Source organism: Ornithinibacillus sp. FSL M8-0202, from assembly GCF_037975285.1.
Taxonomy (GTDB): Bacteria; Bacillota; Bacilli; order Bacillales; family Amphibacillaceae; genus Ornithinibacillus; species Ornithinibacillus massiliensis.
Genome location: NZ_CP150248.1, coordinates 1,175,524 through 1,195,823 on the forward strand (window position 1 = coordinate 1,175,524; position 20,300 = coordinate 1,195,823).

The window sequence follows — 20,300 nt, forward strand, 5'->3', positions numbered from 1 at the left end:
ATCGAAGCTCAGCCAATTACTAGCTGGGCTTCTACTTAACCTTTGTAACTATTAACTAATTCCCATTCAACTCTTCCAGTTTCTCCTTATTAAAATGAATCGTAGCTTTGTTGCTTTCTCTCAGGTCCGCTTTAAAATCCTCAAATGTATATTCATTATGGTTAATTATATTTTGTTCGTAAAGGCTATCAAACACTTTATTAATTAATAAAAAATCTCTATATTGTTCCAATATCTCTGGATGTGTAAAATATTCTTCAGGAGCTATATCTAGGCTTTTTGCTAACTCGACCTGAATCGCTTCTAATTCCGGAGTGGAGTTTTGTTTCATTGCTTCTTTTGTTTGTAGGGCATACTCCATCACTTCATCGTCAGTAACTTTTAAATTCTCTTCCGCTGCAAATTGTAATATTAATTTTCTTTCTATTAAACGATTCAATAAATCCTGAGGTTTATTTACAGAAGAATCGGAATTAGAACCTCCATTTAATTCATGGACAAGACTCATGTTTTCTTTAAGTTCCATATACTCTTTTGTTGTTATCGTAAAATTCTCGCCTTCTACAAGAATTTCATTTTCTTCCATTGTTTTTAATTTCTCATTCTTTTGCTCGAAGAAATCGCTTATTGGATTATCCGTGTTTGCTAACGTTAAAGTACCAGTGAATAGTATTAATAAAAACAAGGAACCTACTACAATTAGCTTTAGTTTCCTCATAAGGTCACCCCATAGTTATTACTGAATTTAAACGCATCTATAACTTCTCCATCTGATGACAGCTACTTTGATTGGGGTAAAATTATATAGCCGACTCTAGTTTAGACTATAAGTTATTCTAGCCTGTAATCAGTATTATCAAGTATATGAATTAAACTATCAAACAGACTTTGTTGAGATGGATTTTGCCAATCCTCTTCATACTCTGCCATCAGCCACATTACTTCATCAAGAAAGACATGCAGTTTCGCCTTTTCCCATAGTAATTTTTCCTTATCGGTTAATGTAATATATTGCTTATATCCTGCTAAAAATAGTTCCCATTCGTCTATTGTAAAAACTCGGTTTGGGGCACTTTTATGTTCATTATGAAATAGTAGTAACGCTAAGGCCAGATCAAAAATTCTTGGTATCCATGTTGCATTATCTGGATCGATTAAAAACGGTTCCGGAGTTAGAACCAAATTATTCGATTTATAATCATGAGGGGTTGCAACATGTGGTAGCCCTGCATGTTTAAGACCTTCTTGATTCGCAACTCCTTCAAGCAACTTAACGCTTAACGCTTTATCGATCTCCACCCCAGCATTGGTAGCATGTTGCAAAATCGCTTCCATACTCTCCTCTACCTCTTGTTGATTAAAATCGTAGACATTATATTCACTTAGATTATAATCATTAGATACAGGTGAGAGACTATGAATGTGTCCTAACAACTTCCCAGCTTCGAAGATTTCCTCTCTTTTCCCCGAATACATTGATCCTTCAACAAATGGATATACAACAAAACTTGTTTCATCAATTTTTTGAGGATTATCCACCTGTAAATCAACAGGTATCACGACGTTCACTCCATTACGATTAAGCATAGTAGTATATGTGATTAAATTATCCGCTCTATCTTGGGTACGCTTTACAACGACATCATAATCGCTATTTTTCACACGAAATACTGGCGAAAATGGGTAAATACTTATAGGTTCTTCTTTAACTTCAAATCCGAATTTACTTAGAATCTCTTTTCCGTTCATTATTAATTACTCCCTGCCAATTATGTCTTATATATTGCGATCATCAACTCATAAGCTTACTAGTGCATTAATATTCCAAAAAGTATCACTTAACAAAACCATCCATTATGATGCCATATGAAAGCTTGCATTCGTTATTTTAGTAGATAATTACATACGTTGATTTTCATCTTCTTCATGAATCATTCTTTCTAGCTTATTAATAGCCTCAATTATCACATCTGGTCTATCTATATAAATGGAATGACTGGACTCTGTTGCAAATATCAACTCACTATTTCCACTTAATTCCACTTGCCTTTTTATCAGTTCTTGCCATTTTTCTTCCAATAGTTTTAGTTCCCATTCAGGTAACCCATCCGTAGTTCCCAACCTAATGTTAAAATCCTTATCTCGCCCAATAACAATTAATGGTACATCTGGAAACTCTCCCAAATCCTTGATAATCTCAGCATCTTTTTTCCAATTACTGATTTCAGAGTACATTGCCCCATACATAGAGGGATTCACCTGAAAGTCTAGTATACGTTGCTGAATATTTAATGGAAGTTGTTTTTGTTTTTCTGAAAGGGAAGGTCTGATTAATTCCCTCAATTCCTTCTGTTCTAATAAATAATATGATTTGCATTTTTCCATCCAGATTTCATCTGTTTCATCCTCGTCTAACACTGGCAAGTCTAATTCATCTAATTCGTGTAAATCAACAGAAGTTGAATCCACTAAAACGACACCTGCTACCTTCTCGTAATGTTCTTTGGCAAAATGCTGTACACATAATCCACCATAGGAATGACCAATTAGAATTACGGGTTCTGTTAAATCCAGTTGAAGAATAATCTCATTTAACTCTCGTACGACAGCCTGTGTATTACGTATCTCTGAACTAATCTCGCTTAAACCCAGTCCTGGTCTATGAAACAAAATCACTGTATTTGATTGACTAATGGATTCAACCACATCATGCCATTCATAAAAAGAACAACCCATACCGGTTAATATTATGATGGGTCTACCGTTATTACCTGTTTTATAAATTTCTAATTTTCTATTGTTCACAATTAAAAATCGAGAAATAGTATTTCACTCCCCACGAAACCGTGATTCCAATCTTCTTTAAAACTCTCTCACTAAACTAACTTCATACATACCACCCCCATAATAACACAAAATTCTCAAAATTTTACCGGTATTAGTAAACAAAAAAAGACGACCAATTATATGATCGCCTTGTTTGACTCTGCACACGTTAACTTAATTATTCAATTCATGAATGAAAGCATCTTATCTTTCAAGCAACTTTTCCTTGCTAAAAATTCATGACCTTTTAAAATAATTAAAATATAAAATTACTATCATTACACTAGCGTTGCATTAAATTAATTTTATTATTAAAAATACTCGAAATGTTCAATTTTATTGTTTTGCGCAAAGAAAAAGTCCTTTATAATGGATAAGTCAGGTGGTAAACCCGTCCAAATCCACTAAAAAGGACAAATCTCATGGACAAGATTACACGAAAAACTTCATTTGGACAATGGTTTTCACCAATTAATTTTCAATTATTTGAAGAACAGGTGAAAACATTGAAATTAGATTTCTATACGAAAAAATTAACGACAGAGTCGTTCCTAAAGTTACTGCTTTTTGCACAGCTACAGGAAGTCGAGAGTCTTCATGCACTAAGTGACTGCCTCTTCGATGACAAGCTTCAAAGGGCTATCGACCTTGATTCTATTAGTATTTCTCAGTTATCACGACGATTAAATGGGCTGAATCCCGACCTTTTCCAAAGACTGTTTCTCGATTTAGTATCACAAATTCATGCCAAAACGCATTATACGAAACTTGTAATGCCATTAAAAATTATTGATTCTAGCACTTTGCCACTGAATTTGACGAATCATAAATGGGCAAAATTCCGCAAAACAAAGGCAGGAGTGAAACTGCATCTGCGTCTTGTATTTATGGAAAAAGGCACTTCTTACCCAGAAAAAGCCGTAATGACAACTGCAAAAGAACATGACCGAGGCCAGCTTGAAATTATGGTAGATGACAAAGAATGCATGTATGTGTTCGACCGTGGTTACTTAGACTACGAACGTTTTGACCGCATGACCGACGAGGGCTACTTTTTCCTTTCAAGGCTGCGGAAAAACGCAGTCATACGGGAAGTTTACAACTTTAAGTTGCCCGAAAATATGCCTGTTTTATCAGACCAAATGGTCTTAATTGGTACTACACAAAACCGTGCTGAAAATTATTTTCGCCTGATAAAGGTCTTGGATTCAAAGGGAAATGAACTCCATTTAATTACAAATCGTTTTGATTTAAGTGCCGAAGAGATTTCAGAAATGTACAAATCACGCTGGGCAATTGAATTGTTCTTCAAATGGATCAAACAACATCTCAGCATTAAGAAGTTTTACGGTCAGAGCGAATGGGCGATTCAAAACCAAGTATTTATCGCACTTATTGTTTTTTGCCTTCATGTTCTTGTGCAAATTGAAACAAAAAGCAAGCGAAAAACGCTACAAATTAGCCGTTATTTAAGGGCTGCATTATGGAAACCAGCGCATATTTGGCTTCGAAAGATTGAAGGCAAATCCGTCCCTTAATAAGCAAATTGTCGTTGTCACACAGGTCTAATTGTAAATTATTTCCAAATGGATGGAGCCACCTTTAATTCGGTATTTACTTTTTTGGCTCTAAACAGAAGATATAATAAAACTGAAAATTACGACATTATTTTTGCAACACTAGTGCTATCATTACTTTGTAATATTTTTCTCAAGGTCATTAAATAATTTAAATACCATCACACGCTCACCTGTACGAGTACTGATATCCGTATGGAAACTTTTAACTTTTTCTCCGGTTATAGTTAATACGATTTCCTTAAGCTCTTCAATGCCTGATTCAACTAGTACTGATCGCGTGTTCTTTATAGTTAGCATGCCATCTTTTGTTTCACAAACAGCATATTCAGCTGGTGTTAGAATACCTTGTAGATTTACAATAATCATATCACGTACGATATCTGTCTTCACGGAAACAGATCCGCGGCCTAGAAAGTCCTTCTCCCAATGTGTGATTGCTTTACTTATCTCAGATTCATAAGAACCTTTCGATAGTTTCATACCTATACAACTCCTATCGAATAAAAACTGCCCTATTCCATACAATTTTTAACATTCATGTTATGCTTTCTATCTTACAGGATTATTCATTCCGTCGTAAATTAATTAACTCTAAAATAAGTTCAGCAAAATCTCCTAACACATCCGAATCCTTACAGAATAAAAAAGCTTAGAAAATCGTTCAATGCGAGCGTTTAGTACCAGTTTTTCCAATGTCCATCTGGGCTAATACTAGAAAGTCTCACCCATCCATTTTCTATTTTATCCCGGAATGCTGGATCATCATTTATTAATCGCTCTACATATTCACTCGGTGCTTGAATGACAATTAACAAACGCAGTGGAGCATGATAAGCCTCAGAATCTGATTGCATCACCGATTGCCAAGATAGGCCGGATAACAAGTCACTTGCATTTCCCTGCATAACGCCTAGACCTGCAGTAACGGTTTGAGTCGTTTTATTTCCACTACCATAATAATCAGGTGCTACAGTTGAAGCGTAGTATTGTAAATTAATCATTTGCGCCACCGTTCCAGGTCCTGCGATGATATTAGCTAAGACCTCACCACTTTCATCCTGCTGCCAATCATAATTATGAAGAAAGGCTCTACCTTCTAAGTCACATTCCTGTGTTAGTTCACGTTGACCTATGATAAAGGAAGCATTTCGAGCCAATCCCCATTCCGGACGGATTTCACTCCAATCTTCCGCAAACCGCTGTACCTCCGCCTGTATATTTTTGGGCTTAGAATGATGAGGTAATTGTGCTAGACGTTCTGCATTGACATGATAGCTCACCTTCGGCATAACTGCTTCGATACGATTAAATGCCTCTTGTGCAGCTTCGGAAAGTTTAGGAACATAAATCCATTGTAATTTATCCACGGTTGTATTGTGCTCAGCTGCTGCGAACACCGTCTCCTCTGGGATTTCAATTCCAGAGGAAGATAGCTGCTTTCTTACTTCTGGAAGGTTGCATAAAGTAGCTAATACCCTCGCATTGAATCCTCCTGAAGCACCACCACAGGCGCCACAGTCAAGAGCAGCGGCATAAGGATTATTAATACTTTGACTAACATGACCACATATGACAACTAATGGAGCAAAATTCTCTGTTAGCCCCATCATTTGTAGAGCCCTGCGCGCATACATTACCTTTTCTTCTTCTGAGAAACCAATAGGTAGCTCTGTTTCCGTGTGACAAACATGATTAATCGAAAGCTCCGTATTCGGTTTCCGTAACCAAGTCTTACGTAGGTTACGAAGGAAACGCTCTGCACTTTTTGGCACAAAGCTACGAGCTATTGTTTGCAGACTAAGCCATGGCCCACTTATCTCAGGTAAAAGTAAGCTTGAAAACACATTCTGTTTCATCTCTTTGAAGGTATAGCTTACGGAATTAATTGTCTGTTTACGTTGTTGATACGTTTCAAATTCATTCGCTTCTGCAGACTCTGTTATTCGGTGCTCAGGCTCCAGTATAATCGGCAAAGAAGGATGACTATGATTGCTTCCAAGTTCACTTGTTGCAATTGGTAAGTTAAAAAAACCGGCAACTCCAATCGTTTCAAACGGACCCTCTTTTTCAAGATGGCGACGAAAAGGCTCTGAACGTACATCAATACAGAATGCTAATTGAGCTAAGGCACTTTTTCTATCGTTGATCTTACGTTGTGTCGAACGAATCATCTGACTTAATCGATCTGTATAGGTTTGTTCCCAAGCTTCTAACCATATCTTTCTGCGAACATGATCATTAAATTCGTAAGCAAACGATAAATATTCGGCTTGCTCAGCAGCAGACATCGTTGACCATTCTTCCATGGTAAGATCGCCCCAATGAATCCAAGCTGCTATCAGGGTAGTAATGGAAGCTTTTTTCTCATGTTGTATGGACAACGGTAAATAAGGCTTTAAAAGGGCGTACTCCATGGAAATACGAACCGCTAGATATTCTGTTAATAGTGTCTGTTCATCGTTCGATTGGCGGGAGCGCCAAAGCATCATTCCCGCCCATCCCGGTAAGGATAGCAAATGACCTTCCAAATAGGATTGGATCTTCTCTTTTGGAATTTCTAATAAAGATAATACATGCTGCAACGCCATAGATGCTTCTTGCGGCCAATCCTTCAAGCTTTTACGCTCGCTCTTACTAAGTGCCGAGTCATATTGAATGAGTTGCCGCCACGCACCATAGAACCCTTTCTCTCGATGTGGCATTGTCCAGCCTGCCTGAGAGATATCAAGAAATAATTTACACCACTTGATGACATGATGGTCAAGAATCGTTTCTAACCTCTCACCATCTTGATTCTCTAGTTGTGAACTTATTGGTTGCAAAGGGACGTTTTCGGCACTACCTGTATTCCGTCCGTTCAAGTTCTTCGCCAATTTCTCCAACTTTTGTGAGGTCAAAAGTTCTGAAGGTAATGTGTCTAATTTTAATGCTGCATGACAAAACCGTTCTTTCACATCCTGTGGGATATGAAAGGAATTGGAATCAAGCCAACGCTTTAAACCCTCTTTCACAAAGGCTTCATCAATCTCACCATTATTCTTTGCCGCAAGAATCAAATTAGCACTAGGGTATATATCAACATCACGGGTAGCTTTTAACCAGTCCGCAACTTGTTGAAAAGGTTGATTTTCCAGTCCCATCCAAGGATTACGTGCTGCGAACTTAGAAATAGGCCCTAGGGGTGCAATTACTCTACTAGCTGATTCAACCATATCATTCATATCACGTTCGTTACCGTCATTATTTATAGCTTTATTATTTTCCACTTCTTTTGTTAAAACGGATGTTGCATCCATCACTTATTCCCTCCTTCAGATAAAAATAGCTTCAGGTAGCTTGGATGACTTTCTATTGATTTAGGTTTTGCTTCACCTAAGCGAATTAACCAAAAATAAAGTACGGCGAAGGAAGCAGAAGAAGGATTACGAGCAATCCGCGTACCGATAACAGTCCCAAATAGTAAGAGACATACAACGATGATGACAACCAACATTGGAGGTTGAACACTATGAAAAACGGTTGTATGCAACAGCTCATAGAAAAGGTCATGCATGATAAAATAAACGAAGGCCGCTCCCCCTAATAGGAAGAAGCCAGCAATCCTACCCATTCTTCCTTTACCATAAGCAACAAGCTGTTTCCAGGAAATAGACAATGACCAGCCTAAGATTAGCGCACTAACCAATTGATACCCATCTCCAGGAGCCACTAGCCAAAAAGCTACTGCTACAAGTAACCCTAAAATCCAACCAGCTACAATCCATAATTTGGAGGACCTTTCATTAATAAGAGGAGAATCCTCGGAACGACGTACTACTGAACCACTCTGTAAAAACAGGGTAGCCTTGAACAACCCATGCAAAACAAGATGAATAATAGCGGCTATATACGCTCCTAATGCACACTGAATAAGCATAAAACCCATCTGTTCAATTGTAGAGCCAACTAACTGTCGTTTATAGTCCACTTGCACTAAACTGATTCCTGATCCTATCAATACAGAAATACTTGCGAAAATGAGTAAAACAATCGAAGCGACATCACCATTAAAAAGAGGTGAAAATCGAGTTAGGATAATTCCACCTGCATTCACTAAACCTGCATGCATGATGGCAGAAACAGGAGTTGGTGCGACAACTGACTCGACTAACCATCTTTGGAAAGGCCACTGTGCTGCAGGAACTATCACTGCTAATACAATCAATAAGTTAATCCCCGTTTTCTCCCATGCACCAAGTAGTGCTAAATTGTCATTCGTTAGAGCGGCCGATAACTGCCATTGACCTGTGATATAAAATAGCCAGATCACTGCGAATAATAGAGCGAACCAGCTTAACGTAAATAAACGAGCAGAAACCCTGGCTGCTGATCTAGCTACTTTCCAGCTACTGTTTAGCCTTATCAGTAAGGTTAAACCGATGAGCGTTACTCCCCAAGAAATAACCATTAAACGGAGGTCCCCACTTAGCCATGTAATAGAAGCAGCACCTGTAGTGAATGTAAAAAGCGTGAAATACTTACGATAATGGCGATCTCCCATTAAGTAGCGTACAGAAAAACGCTGAATGATTAAACCAATAGAAAAGACAAAGAAAGCCATTAGCCAAGCTAAGGAGTCCAATGACCAAAGCCCCACTATACCATGCAAATTGGGATTAGCAGTGTTTAAAAGAGCCAATAGCGAGAACAATGGTGGTAAAGCAACAACACCTATATGAATGCGAACAAAACGTAATGGTACTCGTGGATGTAATAACAATAGAGCACTAATCCCAGAGAAAGTAAGCAAAATGAGAAATATGGATAACCATGATAACGAATTTAGTGAAACTAGCATAAAAAATTCTCCCATTGTTTAATATGATTAATCTTATTATTACAATAAAAAAAACCGACAACTTCAAAACCTCAATGATGGTTTACTATCATTGAGTCTTGATAATTGTCGGTTTCACTTCAACTAACTTCAATAAAGTTTTTTGAAGAGCAACCTTTTAAGGTGGATGTAAGTTATGTTCATAATAAAAATCAGCCTAAATCAAATTATACCGATTTAAATTATTTTTTTATTCTTATACTTAGGAAGCTTTTTCATCTAATCAATATTAATCAACATTAATAAAATGCTAAAGCCCTAATTAAGTTAGAATTATGCTTTTACAATATATATTAGCGTATATCGGATTGGAAAATTTGTCAACAAGGATGTCCATTTACTATTTCATTGTTCACTAAGTCCCAGCACCTTTCAGATTGATCACTACTCGATTAGCTAGCTTAATAAGATGGGGAATAAATTCTTTCCGTGTCGATATCAATTACAAAATCAACTATCATTTCATTGTCATATGGAATTTGTTCAAAACCATGAAGCCTACAAAACACATTGGGAAGGTCCATAATCTCATAACATAATTCTTTTGCTAGAAAATAGTTATGTTTCAATTGCTGTTTGGAACACTTTTTCCCGGTAAGTAAAACTTGAATACCATAACCTTCGATTTCAATAATCAATTTTATCACGACTGGTTGTAGGCAGTCTTATAGCTTAGATTTTTGTTACCAGCATTATTTTACCATATTCTCGTCTTCAACTAGTCAAATTCCTTTCATTCTATTTAGTAGTTATGAAAAAGACCAGGGGATTTTCCCTGGTCTTGGTTCACCTTAGAATTATTCTACTATATTTAATACAGTAACTTTTTCCTGTGTCATTGATTCTAAGCTCTTACGGATACCTTGTGCTCCCATACCAGACCCTTTAACACCAATGAATGGGAAGTGGTCTGGGCCACGTTCAGTACGACCATTGATTTGAACAGAGCCTGCTTCAATTCGGTTAGCAATAGCAAATGCTCGATTAATATCCTTCGTAAAGACACTTGCCTGTAAACCAAATTCGGATTCATTTGCAATACGGATTGCTTCTTCATCAGAAGAAACACGTATAATTGGAAGAATTGGGCCGAATGGCTCTTCCCAAGCAACTTCCATTTCTTCTGTCACTTGATCTAGTAAGGTTGGATAAATTAAATTACCCTCTCTTTTATTCCCCGCTACTACTGTTGCTCCCTTTTCTACAGCATCATCCACCAAATGCTGAACGAAATCTGCTGATTTATCATTGATTAATGGAACAATTACATTATTTTCTTCCGGAGATCCTACTGATAGCTTTTCAACTTGCTCTTTTAACAAAGCAACAAGCTCATCCGCTACACTATCATGAACTAATACACGTTTGATTGCTGTACAACGTTGTCCTGAGTAAGAAAAAGCTCCACTAATAATATGCTTTGCAGCTTCCTGTAAATCGGCATCTTCTCGAACAATTCCAGGGTCTTTTCCACCTAGTTCAAGCACTAATGGAACCATAGTTGCTTTTTTAGCAAGCTGTACACCAGTGTTTGTTCCACCAGTAAAGGAAATCATGTTTATTCCCTTATGCTCCACTAAATAATCACCAATTACGGATCCACGGCCAGTTACTAATCCTAATAAACCTTTAGGCAATCCAGCTTTATCTAGGGCTTCAATCATCTTAGTACCACTTAGAGCACCCTGTGTAGCTGGTTTAAAGACAACTGCATTTCCAGCCATTAATGCTGGTGCAATTTTAGCAGCTGATAGATTTACAGGATAATTAAACGGAGAAATTGCAAGAACAACACCACGTGGAACACGGTTTATAATTGCAATCTTCGACTTAGATCCTCCTGGAAAACTGTCTCCCAACATACTTTCACCATGCATATGAAGCGCTTCTTCAACTGTATAGCGGATAAAGTCAGCTGTACGTACTACCTCTTTCTTAGCATCGTTAGCTCCTTTTCCAACTTCTTTCATGATAATTTCTGCAAGTTCATCTTGCATATTGACTAATTCATCAGCCCATCTATATAAGTATTTCGCACGATCCTGTAGTGAGACCTCTGCCCAATCTTTTTGAGCTGCTTGAGCGAAGCTAATTATTTCATCGACTTCATCTTGTGTTATCGATTGAACTTTACCTAATGTTTCTGGAAGATACGGGGACTGTATATCAATAGTCTGTCCGGAACTACTTTCTCTCCATTCACCATTTATATAAAACTTATACGTTGGTAGTTTTGTCTTTGATGTCATAATAATCTCCTATCTTATTTAGTATCTAGTTTGTGTATTTCGGGTAAGACAGTTTAAAAGGAATGTTTACTATTATATATAGAGAAACGTATTTATACTAAATAATATGCTCACTTTCAAACATATTAATGAGCAAAGCTTGCAGAAAATTACTTAGCTTATAGTAATTTATGACAATCACAAAAGAAGAATAAGATTATGCAACAAAAGAAAAAGGCGATTTCATCTTAACCACCTTGTTTGTTCATCACACCTTATTTAATCGTTATATTTGTTTTTCCATTCCTCTAACCAATCTGAATGATCTCCTTTTACTTCTTCCACGGTCTTACCATCCAAAGAATAGGGGGAACCTACTTCATCATGATTCTTTGAAATTGGGGAGGACCAACCGCCAATTACTTCATTATCAACTAACCAGACCGTTACTTTTGTTTTCCCCATTTCATAGATGTTATCTAATGGATGGTTTTCTACGATAAATGTCACAGTATTTATTTCCTTATCAAAATATTCATCAGGTTCCATATATTGAACAGACCAAAATTCTAGGTTAGGGGAAGTAAATAGATCCTTTCTTTTAAATTCCTGACTACTCTCTCCCTCAAAGGAAATAACTTGATAACCGCTCTGTTCCAAATGGCTTTTGGCAATGTTAGCATTCTCAGTTAATTTTATTTCTTTTTCAGTACACCCGCTAACAACTAATAGTAACGTTACGATTAAAAATAGAAACTTTTTCATACTGTATCCCTCCTTTTACATAGTAGCTGTGTGCTATTATGGATTAAAAATAGGCCTTTTTCCTTCATCAACGATTTCGTAATGATATGACGAAATCGTTTTAACAAATGTTCCTTCTTTAGCTCTCTCTACTGTTTGTAGATGATTTTTCTAACAGATACTAAATTTAAATAATATTGCCAAAAGAAAAAGGTGACCATCCATGATCACCTTGCTTTCTTATTGCAGTATTTAACTTTGACTATAGCCTTTCATAATCTATAGCTTCCTTTTAAAGCTTATAACTTCCTTACTAGTTTTTATTGTAATTCTGTTTCAGGTTCAACATGAATAAGGACATGTGATTTTTCAAATTCTGTTTGAATATCATGTTCTATTTTATCGCATAATTCATGTATGGTTTTAACTGTTTTATGGGAAAGAACTACCATGTGAAATTCAATATATTCATTTGGACCTGATCTTCTAGTTTTAAAATCATGTATTTCAAGAAATTGATCTTGATATTTATGAATGATGTCTAATATCTTTTCTTCTTCTTTTTGATTCAGTTTAGCATCAAGGAGAGGTGGAAACGCCTCTTTCATTAATTTTACTGCTTCAAACATGATATAAAGTGCTAACGCAATGCCTATTATCGGATCAAGAATATGCCAATCTGTTAAGTAAACCAAAAATAGTCCCGCTGCGACACCTAATGATGTATAAACGTCTGTAAGAAGATGGAAAGCATTTGATTTCATTGCAATAGAATTAACTCTATCAGCCTCTTTCTTTACTATTCTAGAAACAATGAAATTGACAATCGCTCCAACTAGCATTACCGCTAGTGCAAGGAAAGGAAATTTTATAGCTTCAGGATATAGGAGTTTATGAATACATTCGTAAATTATCCAGATTCCGGCAACAAAGATTAGAAGCGTCTCAATCGTTCCTGAGATGTTTTCTACTTTTCCATGCCCAAAGGGATGCTCCTTATCAGCTGGTTTTCCAGATATTCTAACCGATATAAATGCTATTAGCGAGGCTAATAGGTCTAGAGAAGAATGGATTGCTTCCGATATGACGGCTACAGAACCTGTGATTACGCCAACTATTAATTTTAACAGCACGACAAAGCTGTTGCTGATAACCGATAAAAAGGCAATACGAGGTGTTCTCAACATTACAATGACCCTTCCTTTCATTAATGGATTATTAATATATCAAATAAATTCGAGTGGGTCTATAGCAATGAAATAGACTAGTAGAAGCATTGTAACAACCTTCTAAAAGAGTTTCCTGAGGTGAAAATAATATAGGAAGGTGAAAAAGAAGAATTGTAAACGTAGAAAAGGGCAGCATATCGCTGCCCCTAAAATTACTACTGTTCCATAGCTTTAAACAAATTGGCCATTTCAATCGCATTAACCGCCGCTTCATATCCTTTGTTCCCCGCTTTTGTTCCTGCACGCTCAATTGCTTGCTCGATCGTATCTGTCGTCAATATCCCAAATATGATAGGGACTCCTGTTTGCAAACTTATACTAGCAATACCTTTTGCTGTTTCATTACTTACATATTCAAAGTGAGGTGTAGCTCCCCGAATTATGGCTCCTAATGTAATGATTGCATCATATTCCCCTCTTTCCGCTAGCTTTTTAGCAGCAATCGAAATTTCGAATGCACCTGGAACCCAGACTTGAGTTATATCAGCTTCGTTTACTCCATGTCTTCTTAACGCATCTTCCGCCCCACTAAGCAATCTGCTCGTAATAAATTCATTAAACCTAGCAATGATAATACCAACTTTTATATCTTTCCCGACTAAATTACCTTCAACAACCTGTTTCATTTGTCCATTCCCTCCATTAAGTTAGTTTAATTGGTCTATTAAGAATCTACTCGCTTACTATCTGTATCGATTTTTAATCGATATTGAATGAGAGCTTCAATTGTGATTAATTTAATTGCGAATTTCGCAGCGATTCTTTCCAAATCTGGAACACGAGCCATTGTTCCATCATCATTCATAATTTCGCAAATTACACCTGCTGGTTCTGCACCCGCTAATCTCGCTAAATCAATCGCCGCCTCTGTATGCCCCGCACGTTCTAATACTCCACCTGCTTTTGCAATTAAAGGAAAAACATGCCCAGGTCTTTTGAAATCAGCAGGACACGAATCCTCTTGTAGCAATTTTTTAATAGTTAACGCCCTTTCCCCAGCACTTATTCCAGTTGTTGTCTGAACATGGTCAATACTAACGGTAAAAGCTGTTTCATAATGATCCGTATTCCTATCTACCATTGGCTTCAACGCCAATTTCTGAGCCAACCCTTCCGCAACAGGAGCACAAATGAGCCCTCTCCCCTCTTTTGCCATAAAATTTATCATCTCTGGAGATACAAACTCCGCTAATCCTATAAAATCGCCTTCGTTTTCTCTATTTTCATCATCACATACTATGATGACTTTTCCCGCCCTTAAATCTTCCAATGCTTCTTCAACTTTGTGAAACATTCACCTTCTCCTCTCTTCATCCATCCGAGCTGATTATGTTTTTCTATTACAACTTCCTATAATAGGCTGTGATTGTGCTGCTCTGTTACCTTTTCCTGCTTTCATTCCGGTAAAAGGGCACTGATCAACCTGCTCTGTTACCTTTTCACGCTTTCATTCCGGTAAAAGGGCACTGATCAACCTGCTCTGTTACCTTTTCCTGCTTTCATTCCGGTAAAAGGGCACGGATCGACCTTCTCTGTTACCTTTTCCTGCTTTCATTCCGGTAAAAGGGCACTGACCGGCCTTCTCTGTTACCTTTTCCTGCTTTCATTCCGGTAAAAGGGCACTGATCAACCTGCTCTGTTACCTTTTCCTGCTTCCTTTCCCGTAAAAGGGCACTGATCAACCTGCTCTGTTACCTTTTCCTGCTTCCTTTCCGGTAAAAGGGCACTGATCAACCTGCTCTGTTACCTTTTCCTGCTTCCACTCCCGTAAAAGGGCACTGATCAACCTGCTCTGTTACCTTTTCCTGCTTCCTTTCCCGTAAAAGGGCACTGATCACATTAATCCACTATCCTCACCTAATCCCATTCCCCATAAGGTTCTGGTGGGCTTTCCAATCAGCTAAATCCATGCTCTTTCAGAAACTCATTTGAAATAGTATTGGGTGGCAGGGTGGATTCCTTAGTGCCAACAATCGAGTAGATGTATTTGCCTATAACATCAAATTCTATATTTACGTCTTCTCCTACTCTTTTTTTACCGAGTACCGTTTCATTCGCTGTATGCGGTATAATGGAAACTGTTACACTAGTATCTGCTTTATTAAAAACAGTTAGAGAAATACCGTCAATTGCTATCGATCCTTTTAACAAAACTACATGCTTGAAGTTAGGCGGTAGCGAAATATTAATATAGATTGCGTTCTGTCTTCTCTCTCTTTTCGTTATTCTGCCAATAGTATCGACATGTCCGGTTACAATATGTCCCCCGAATCGGCTATCTGCACGCATTGCTCTCTCCAGGTTGACTGAAGTTCCTTTTTGCAGATTAGCTAATGTGGTTGTATGGAAGGTTTCAGGCATAACATCAGCAAAGAAACGATTATTATGAATATCCGTTACGGTTAAACAAACACCATTGATTGCAATACTATCGCCCAGTTTTATATCCTCCATTATTTTATTTGCTTTAATAGAAAGGGAAATCGTTTCTCCCTGCTTTTTCACTTCATCGATGCTGCCCATTTCCTCAATGATTCCAGTGAACAACGTTATTCCTCCTCTTTAAATTACACTGCCGTTAATGCCAGCATTCTGGACTAGTCATGAACCGCGCGTAAAAAACATTCTCTAGCAAAGTGATACGTTCTACCTATACAGTGGTCCCGTATTCTCCTTATTTAGTTCTAGAGCCCATTACACAGAACGAACTTCCATTTAATGCGAGGTAAATTATTAACATCCTAAGAATAATAGGATAAGAGAAACACAATTTCGATTTAACTCCATACCAAAGATGCAGCTCTTAAAGGAAAAACTCATAAATTACAATCCAAAAATTCAATCGTAAAAAGATAACGTAAATGGGATTTTCACCTTGGGGTCTTCTGGTGATTGAAGAGGGTTTTATGTTGCAGAAATAAAATGGGTCTTTCCTAACAATTCAGCGTCCTACAAACATATGTTAGAAAAACTAATAGTGAATTATGCCGGAATATCCATTTTCTTTCCGTAATGTTTACTGCGATATTTCTAACTAATGATATGCCTAGTTCAACATTACAAATGGAGTTTGCGTAAATGGTATCTATTTCACCAAAACTTTATGCTTATAGTATTTGGCCTCTTTATTGCTCTACCGAGTTGTTTTTTGTGCTAGAGAGATACACATATAATGTTAGTAGAACACTATTCCTCCCTCCAGTTAAAAGTTTTTCCATTGTAAAAAAATCCCCTGCTTATCTAGGCAGGGGAGAACAGTGCACAACAAAACTAAAGTCCAATAGTTTTTTGAACAATTTCCGCTTTTCTTCTCCCATCCAGACTTTTACTGTCGGCTTTGGAATTTCACCAAATCCACCGTGTTCACTAATTAAACACGGGTCACGGACTAAGAGGTTGCCCTCATCACCGCCGGTTGGGAATTGCACCCGACCCCGAAGAAAATCCTATTCAATTAATGGGTAAATTGCTGGTTACCTATAGTCCCCTCAAAATCTTGTCGTTAAAGGGGTTCCTATCCTAATCCTAACCAAGATTGCCATGATGGTTCATTTCGATTAACAAAAACCAATCATTTCAAAATATAATTCTCTACCCAATTTATATACTATAATCGTTCTACTGTATTTGCAAGGAAAGGGATTGAATTCTAATCATATCCAATCCCAATTTGTATTGAATTCAAGATAATCAGGATTGAGTACCATTGTTCCCACTGCTTTTTTCCCACTCTCAATCCCAACCTTTTAAAAGTCATAGGTACTCACTTTTTTTAGTAAAAGTCCTCACAACCCTACAGGCGTATTAACCTGCTCGTCAAAATTTATTTCTAAAAGCTGCCCTGCATGGACTAAACCTGCTCCAAAGCCATACATCAAAACGCGATCTCCATTTTTGACCTTTCCTTCCCTTAGGCCTAGTTCAAGCGCTAAAGGTATGGTTGCTGCTGATGTATTTCCAAACTTGACCAAGCTGTAAAGCGCTTTTTCCAATGGGAAATCTAATTTTTCACAAATTGGTTCTATCAACCGTAAGTTAGCACTATGGGGAATCAACCAATCTACCTCATCCAAACGCATCTGTGACTTCTCTAACAACTGTCTAATATTTTCTGGAACATTTCTTGTAACCCAGCGAAAAACTTCTCTACCATTTTGCACAAGGTATTGTGTATCGATTAACTCAATCCCATTAACCTTGTTTGATAGCCCAGTACGGTATACATGTTGAGCTCCACTTCCATCACTTCCTAAATGGAACCCCATGAAACTGTTTTGTTTCTCATCGCTTTCAATCAATACCGCTCCTGCACCATCACCAAATAATACACATGTGCTTCTATCGGTATAATCGGTGATTTTCGATAACGTTTCCGCTCCTACGACAAGAACCTTTTTGTGCAATCCAGACGCTATATAAGTATGTGCTGTATGCAACCCGTAAACAAATCCAGCACAAGCGGCACTCAAATCTAAAGCACCTGTTTGCGAGATATTTAATCGGTCTTGTATGATGCTTGAGACAGATGGAAATGGAAAATCTGGTGTACTTGTTGCAACGATAATCATATCTACATCATCAACTTTTTTATCATACCTTTGCATTAAATCTTTTATGGCAGATACACATAAATCACTAGTGAATTCATCAGAACGTGATATTCTACGCTCATGAATTCCTGTCCTTTGAACAATCCATTCATTATTCGTTTCGACCATTTGCTCCAATTCAAAATTAGTTAGTCGTTTTTCCGGCACATATGTTCCAATAGCCGTTATTCTTGCCCCAATCATGTGTTCACCTCATTTATTAGTATCTAATATTAATACCTGGTACTAATTATAACATATTTATTTGATAATTTGTCAATGTAACATGTTGAATAGAACGTATCTACATCCAATCTATCTCCATATATTTCCACATCTAAACATTAGTGGTGTCACGGAACAAAAGAATACTAATGTAAAAAGTGGACGGGTATTTACCCCATCCACTTTTTTATAATGCTCCTCTTATTATCTGTAGTTTAACTAGAATATACATAACCATCCTGCTATTTTAGTATCTTTTATGAAAAAAACTTATCTTATAAGGAAATACTCATAGTAATTGTCCTGTTTTCAAAGCCCAAGCTTTCATATATTTTCATCGCGGGATTTCCAGCAAATACGCTTAAACGAATTTCGGAGTATCCTTTTTGTTTCAATTGATCCATACCTGTTTTAATTAATTGTTTGGAAATACCTTTACCTCTATATTCCTCTAAAACAAATAATTCATAAATAAATCCGAAAGCCTTACCAGAAAAATTATCTTTGCTTCCTCCTATAAGAATCCATCCTGTCATTACATTGTTTTCCGTGGATATTAAATAATAACACCCCTTCTTTAAGAGAGGTTCTACCAGCTGTTTTGCTTTTTCCATCGTTGGTTCTGTTTTACCTAAAGTTCCCTCAAATATCGCTTGTGGAGAAAGTGCTAAGATCTTTTCAATTTCTACCTCATTTGGTTTTCTTATGTTCACTTTTCAACTCACCCATTCTAATAAAATATTACACCTATATTCCATATACTTTTATGTAAATATGAGGTTCCTTTTTCAAAAAGTGTATCATAGGTTTCTAAATTTTGTATAAAATTCTATCTAATAATCAAATTTTCAATCGTGACAACGAAAAAAGCTAATGTCAGCAAAATAGTGACATTAGCTTCTTATATTCGTATTTGAAAGGATACATCCATTGTCATTTAAGCATTTTAAAGACGGAACATGTATCCTTTACTATTTTATCTTAATGACGATTTTCCCTTTTGCATGATGTGTCTCACTTAATTGATGGGCTTCCTTCAAGCCAGCTTCTGTAAATGGCATAACGTGTCCGATGATTGATTTAACAATACCGCGTTCCATTAGATCTGCAATTTCAGAAAGCTGTTTTCCACTCGGATTAAGCCAGTAAGAACCAGCCTTTATCCCTTTTTCCTTTGCCCTTTCCTCGCTTGGCGTGCCTGCAATTGATACGAGCTTTCCGCCTTCCTTTAACACATCAAAACTCTTATCCATTATTTCTCCACCCATCGTATCCAGCACGATATCGTAATCGGATAAGACTTCCGAAAAGTCTTGTTCTTTATAATTAATAAATTGGTCAACACCTAATTCATTTAACAATTCTTTATTTTTTTCACTGGCAGTAGAAGCCACATACGCACCAACATGCTTAGCAAATTGAATCGCATAACTGCCAACACCACCAGCACCTGCATGTATTAAAACTTTATCTCCCGCTTTTATATTCGAAAAATCAACTAGACATTGCCATGCGGTTTCACCTGCAAGTGGAACTGCTGCAGCCTCTTCAAATGTTATGTTATCGGGAATTAGAGCCAGTAAATCCTCATCTACTGCTGTATATTGAGCATAGGTTCCTTTGTTAGTTGTTGCTGGTCGAGCAAAGACACGATCCCCTACCTTAAATCTTGTCACATCTTTTCCTACTTCTTTCACAATCCCCGCTGCATCCCAACCTAAAATGATTGGGAAAGAAAATGGAAGCATCTCTTGCAAATATCCGTAACGCATCTTCCAGTCTATTGGATTTATCGATGTCGCATATAACTCGACAAGAACTTGATTATTCTCGATTTCGGGTGTTGGTATCTCTTGCTCCTTTAATTCATTAATAGAGCCATATTTATTAATAATGATTGCTTTCATTTATATAAACTCCCTCTTATATTTTTATTTAAAACCATTACGTATAAAATTTAACAACATATTTATAGTATTAACTACTTTTTTGCTCTTATGAAG

The 20,300-nt window shown here is 37.0% G+C and carries 16 protein-coding genes, 1 pseudogene and 1 riboswitch; of the genes and pseudogenes, 1 reads left to right on the forward strand and 16 read right to left on the reverse strand.

The window, feature by feature from the left end; genetic code table 11:
* Nucleotides 1–55: 55 nt before the first annotated feature.
* The 3 genes from MKY78_RS06015 to MKY78_RS06025 all read right to left on the reverse strand — a co-directional run bounded on the left by MKY78_RS06015 (nt 56) and on the right by MKY78_RS06025 (nt 2,805).
* The gene (locus MKY78_RS06015) at nt 56–718 is read right to left on the reverse strand and encodes a hypothetical protein (RefSeq protein WP_339216959.1); all 663 of its coding nucleotides are present in this window, start codon (nt 716–718) and stop codon (nt 56–58) included.
* Nucleotides 719–831: 113 nt separating this feature from the next.
* Nucleotides 832–1,749 carry a phosphotransferase gene (locus tag MKY78_RS06020; RefSeq protein ID WP_339216961.1) on the reverse strand — a complete coding sequence of 306 codons (918 nt, stop codon included), beginning with the start codon at nt 1,747–1,749 and terminating at the stop codon, nt 832–834.
* 150 nt (nt 1,750–1,899) lie between these two features.
* Entirely contained in the window at nt 1,900–2,805 is a 906-nt protein-coding gene (locus MKY78_RS06025; RefSeq protein WP_339216963.1) for an alpha/beta hydrolase, read from the reverse strand.
* Between the two features lie 443 nt (nt 2,806–3,248).
* On the opposite strand from MKY78_RS06025, the gene MKY78_RS06030 reads away from it, so the two are divergent.
* A complete protein-coding gene (locus MKY78_RS06030; protein ID WP_339213018.1) occupies nt 3,249–4,364 on the forward strand; it encodes an IS4 family transposase in 1,116 nt (371 codons plus the stop codon).
* A gap of 153 nt (nt 4,365–4,517) precedes the next feature.
* On the opposite strand, the gene MKY78_RS06035 is transcribed toward MKY78_RS06030, so the two are convergent.
* The 13 genes and pseudogenes from MKY78_RS06035 to MKY78_RS06095 form a co-directional block, all read right to left on the reverse strand.
* Nucleotides 4,518–4,886, reverse strand: coding sequence for a DUF2294 domain-containing protein (locus MKY78_RS06035; protein ID WP_339216964.1), 369 nt, complete (start codon nt 4,884–4,886; stop codon nt 4,518–4,520).
* A 194-nt stretch (nt 4,887–5,080) separates the two neighbouring features.
* On the reverse strand, nt 5,081–7,702 hold the full coding sequence (locus tag MKY78_RS06040; RefSeq protein WP_339217856.1) for a putative inorganic carbon transporter subunit DabA: 2,622 nt from the start codon (nt 7,700–7,702) through the stop codon (nt 5,081–5,083).
* The gene (locus MKY78_RS06045; RefSeq protein WP_339216966.1) at nt 7,702–9,243 is read right to left on the reverse strand and encodes an NADH dehydrogenase subunit 5; all 1,542 of its coding nucleotides are present in this window, start codon (nt 9,241–9,243) and stop codon (nt 7,702–7,704) included. The genes MKY78_RS06040 and MKY78_RS06045 overlap by 1 nt, the downstream gene beginning before the upstream one ends.
* Before the next feature lie 440 nt (nt 9,244–9,683).
* Nucleotides 9,684–9,929 carry a hypothetical protein gene (locus tag MKY78_RS06050; RefSeq protein ID WP_339216967.1) on the reverse strand — a complete coding sequence of 82 codons (246 nt, stop codon included), beginning with the start codon at nt 9,927–9,929 and terminating at the stop codon, nt 9,684–9,686.
* A gap of 150 nt (nt 9,930–10,079) precedes the next feature.
* On the reverse strand, nt 10,080–11,531 hold the full coding sequence (locus MKY78_RS06055) for an NADP-dependent glyceraldehyde-3-phosphate dehydrogenase (RefSeq protein WP_339216968.1): 1,452 nt from the start codon (nt 11,529–11,531) through the stop codon (nt 10,080–10,082).
* 258 nt (nt 11,532–11,789) lie between these two features.
* Nucleotides 11,790–12,275, reverse strand: a complete 486-nt coding sequence (locus MKY78_RS06060; RefSeq protein WP_339216970.1) for a hypothetical protein — start codon at nt 12,273–12,275, stop codon at nt 11,790–11,792.
* Between the two features lie 299 nt (nt 12,276–12,574).
* The gene (locus tag MKY78_RS06065; RefSeq protein ID WP_339216972.1) at nt 12,575–13,441 is read right to left on the reverse strand and encodes a cation diffusion facilitator family transporter; all 867 of its coding nucleotides are present in this window, start codon (nt 13,439–13,441) and stop codon (nt 12,575–12,577) included.
* Nucleotides 13,442–13,638: 197 nt separating this feature from the next.
* Nucleotides 13,639–14,109 carry a 6,7-dimethyl-8-ribityllumazine synthase gene (ribE, locus tag MKY78_RS06070; protein WP_339216973.1) on the reverse strand — a complete coding sequence of 157 codons (471 nt, stop codon included), beginning with the start codon at nt 14,107–14,109 and terminating at the stop codon, nt 13,639–13,641.
* Nucleotides 14,110–14,186: 77 nt separating this feature from the next.
* Nucleotides 14,187–14,777 (reverse strand): annotated as a pseudogene (ribB, locus tag MKY78_RS06075) (3,4-dihydroxy-2-butanone-4-phosphate synthase); the annotation flags it as partial.
* Nucleotides 14,778–15,379: 602 nt separating this feature from the next.
* The gene (gene ribE / locus MKY78_RS06080; protein WP_339216975.1) at nt 15,380–16,030 is read right to left on the reverse strand and encodes a riboflavin synthase; all 651 of its coding nucleotides are present in this window, start codon (nt 16,028–16,030) and stop codon (nt 15,380–15,382) included.
* A 754-nt stretch (nt 16,031–16,784) separates the two neighbouring features.
* Nucleotides 16,785–16,929, reverse strand: a riboswitch (FMN riboswitch).
* A 339-nt stretch (nt 16,930–17,268) separates the two neighbouring features.
* On the reverse strand, nt 17,269–18,276 hold the full coding sequence (locus MKY78_RS06085; RefSeq protein ID WP_339216977.1) for a ketoacyl-ACP synthase III: 1,008 nt from the start codon (nt 18,274–18,276) through the stop codon (nt 17,269–17,271).
* Nucleotides 18,277–18,572: 296 nt separating this feature from the next.
* Nucleotides 18,573–19,010 (reverse strand): GNAT family N-acetyltransferase, encoded by a 438-nt coding sequence (locus MKY78_RS06090; protein WP_339216978.1) that lies wholly within the window; start codon nt 19,008–19,010, stop codon nt 18,573–18,575.
* A gap of 258 nt (nt 19,011–19,268) precedes the next feature.
* Nucleotides 19,269–20,204, reverse strand: coding sequence for an NADP-dependent oxidoreductase (locus MKY78_RS06095; RefSeq protein ID WP_339216979.1), 936 nt, complete (start codon nt 20,202–20,204; stop codon nt 19,269–19,271).
* Nucleotides 20,205–20,300 lie beyond the last annotated feature (96 nt).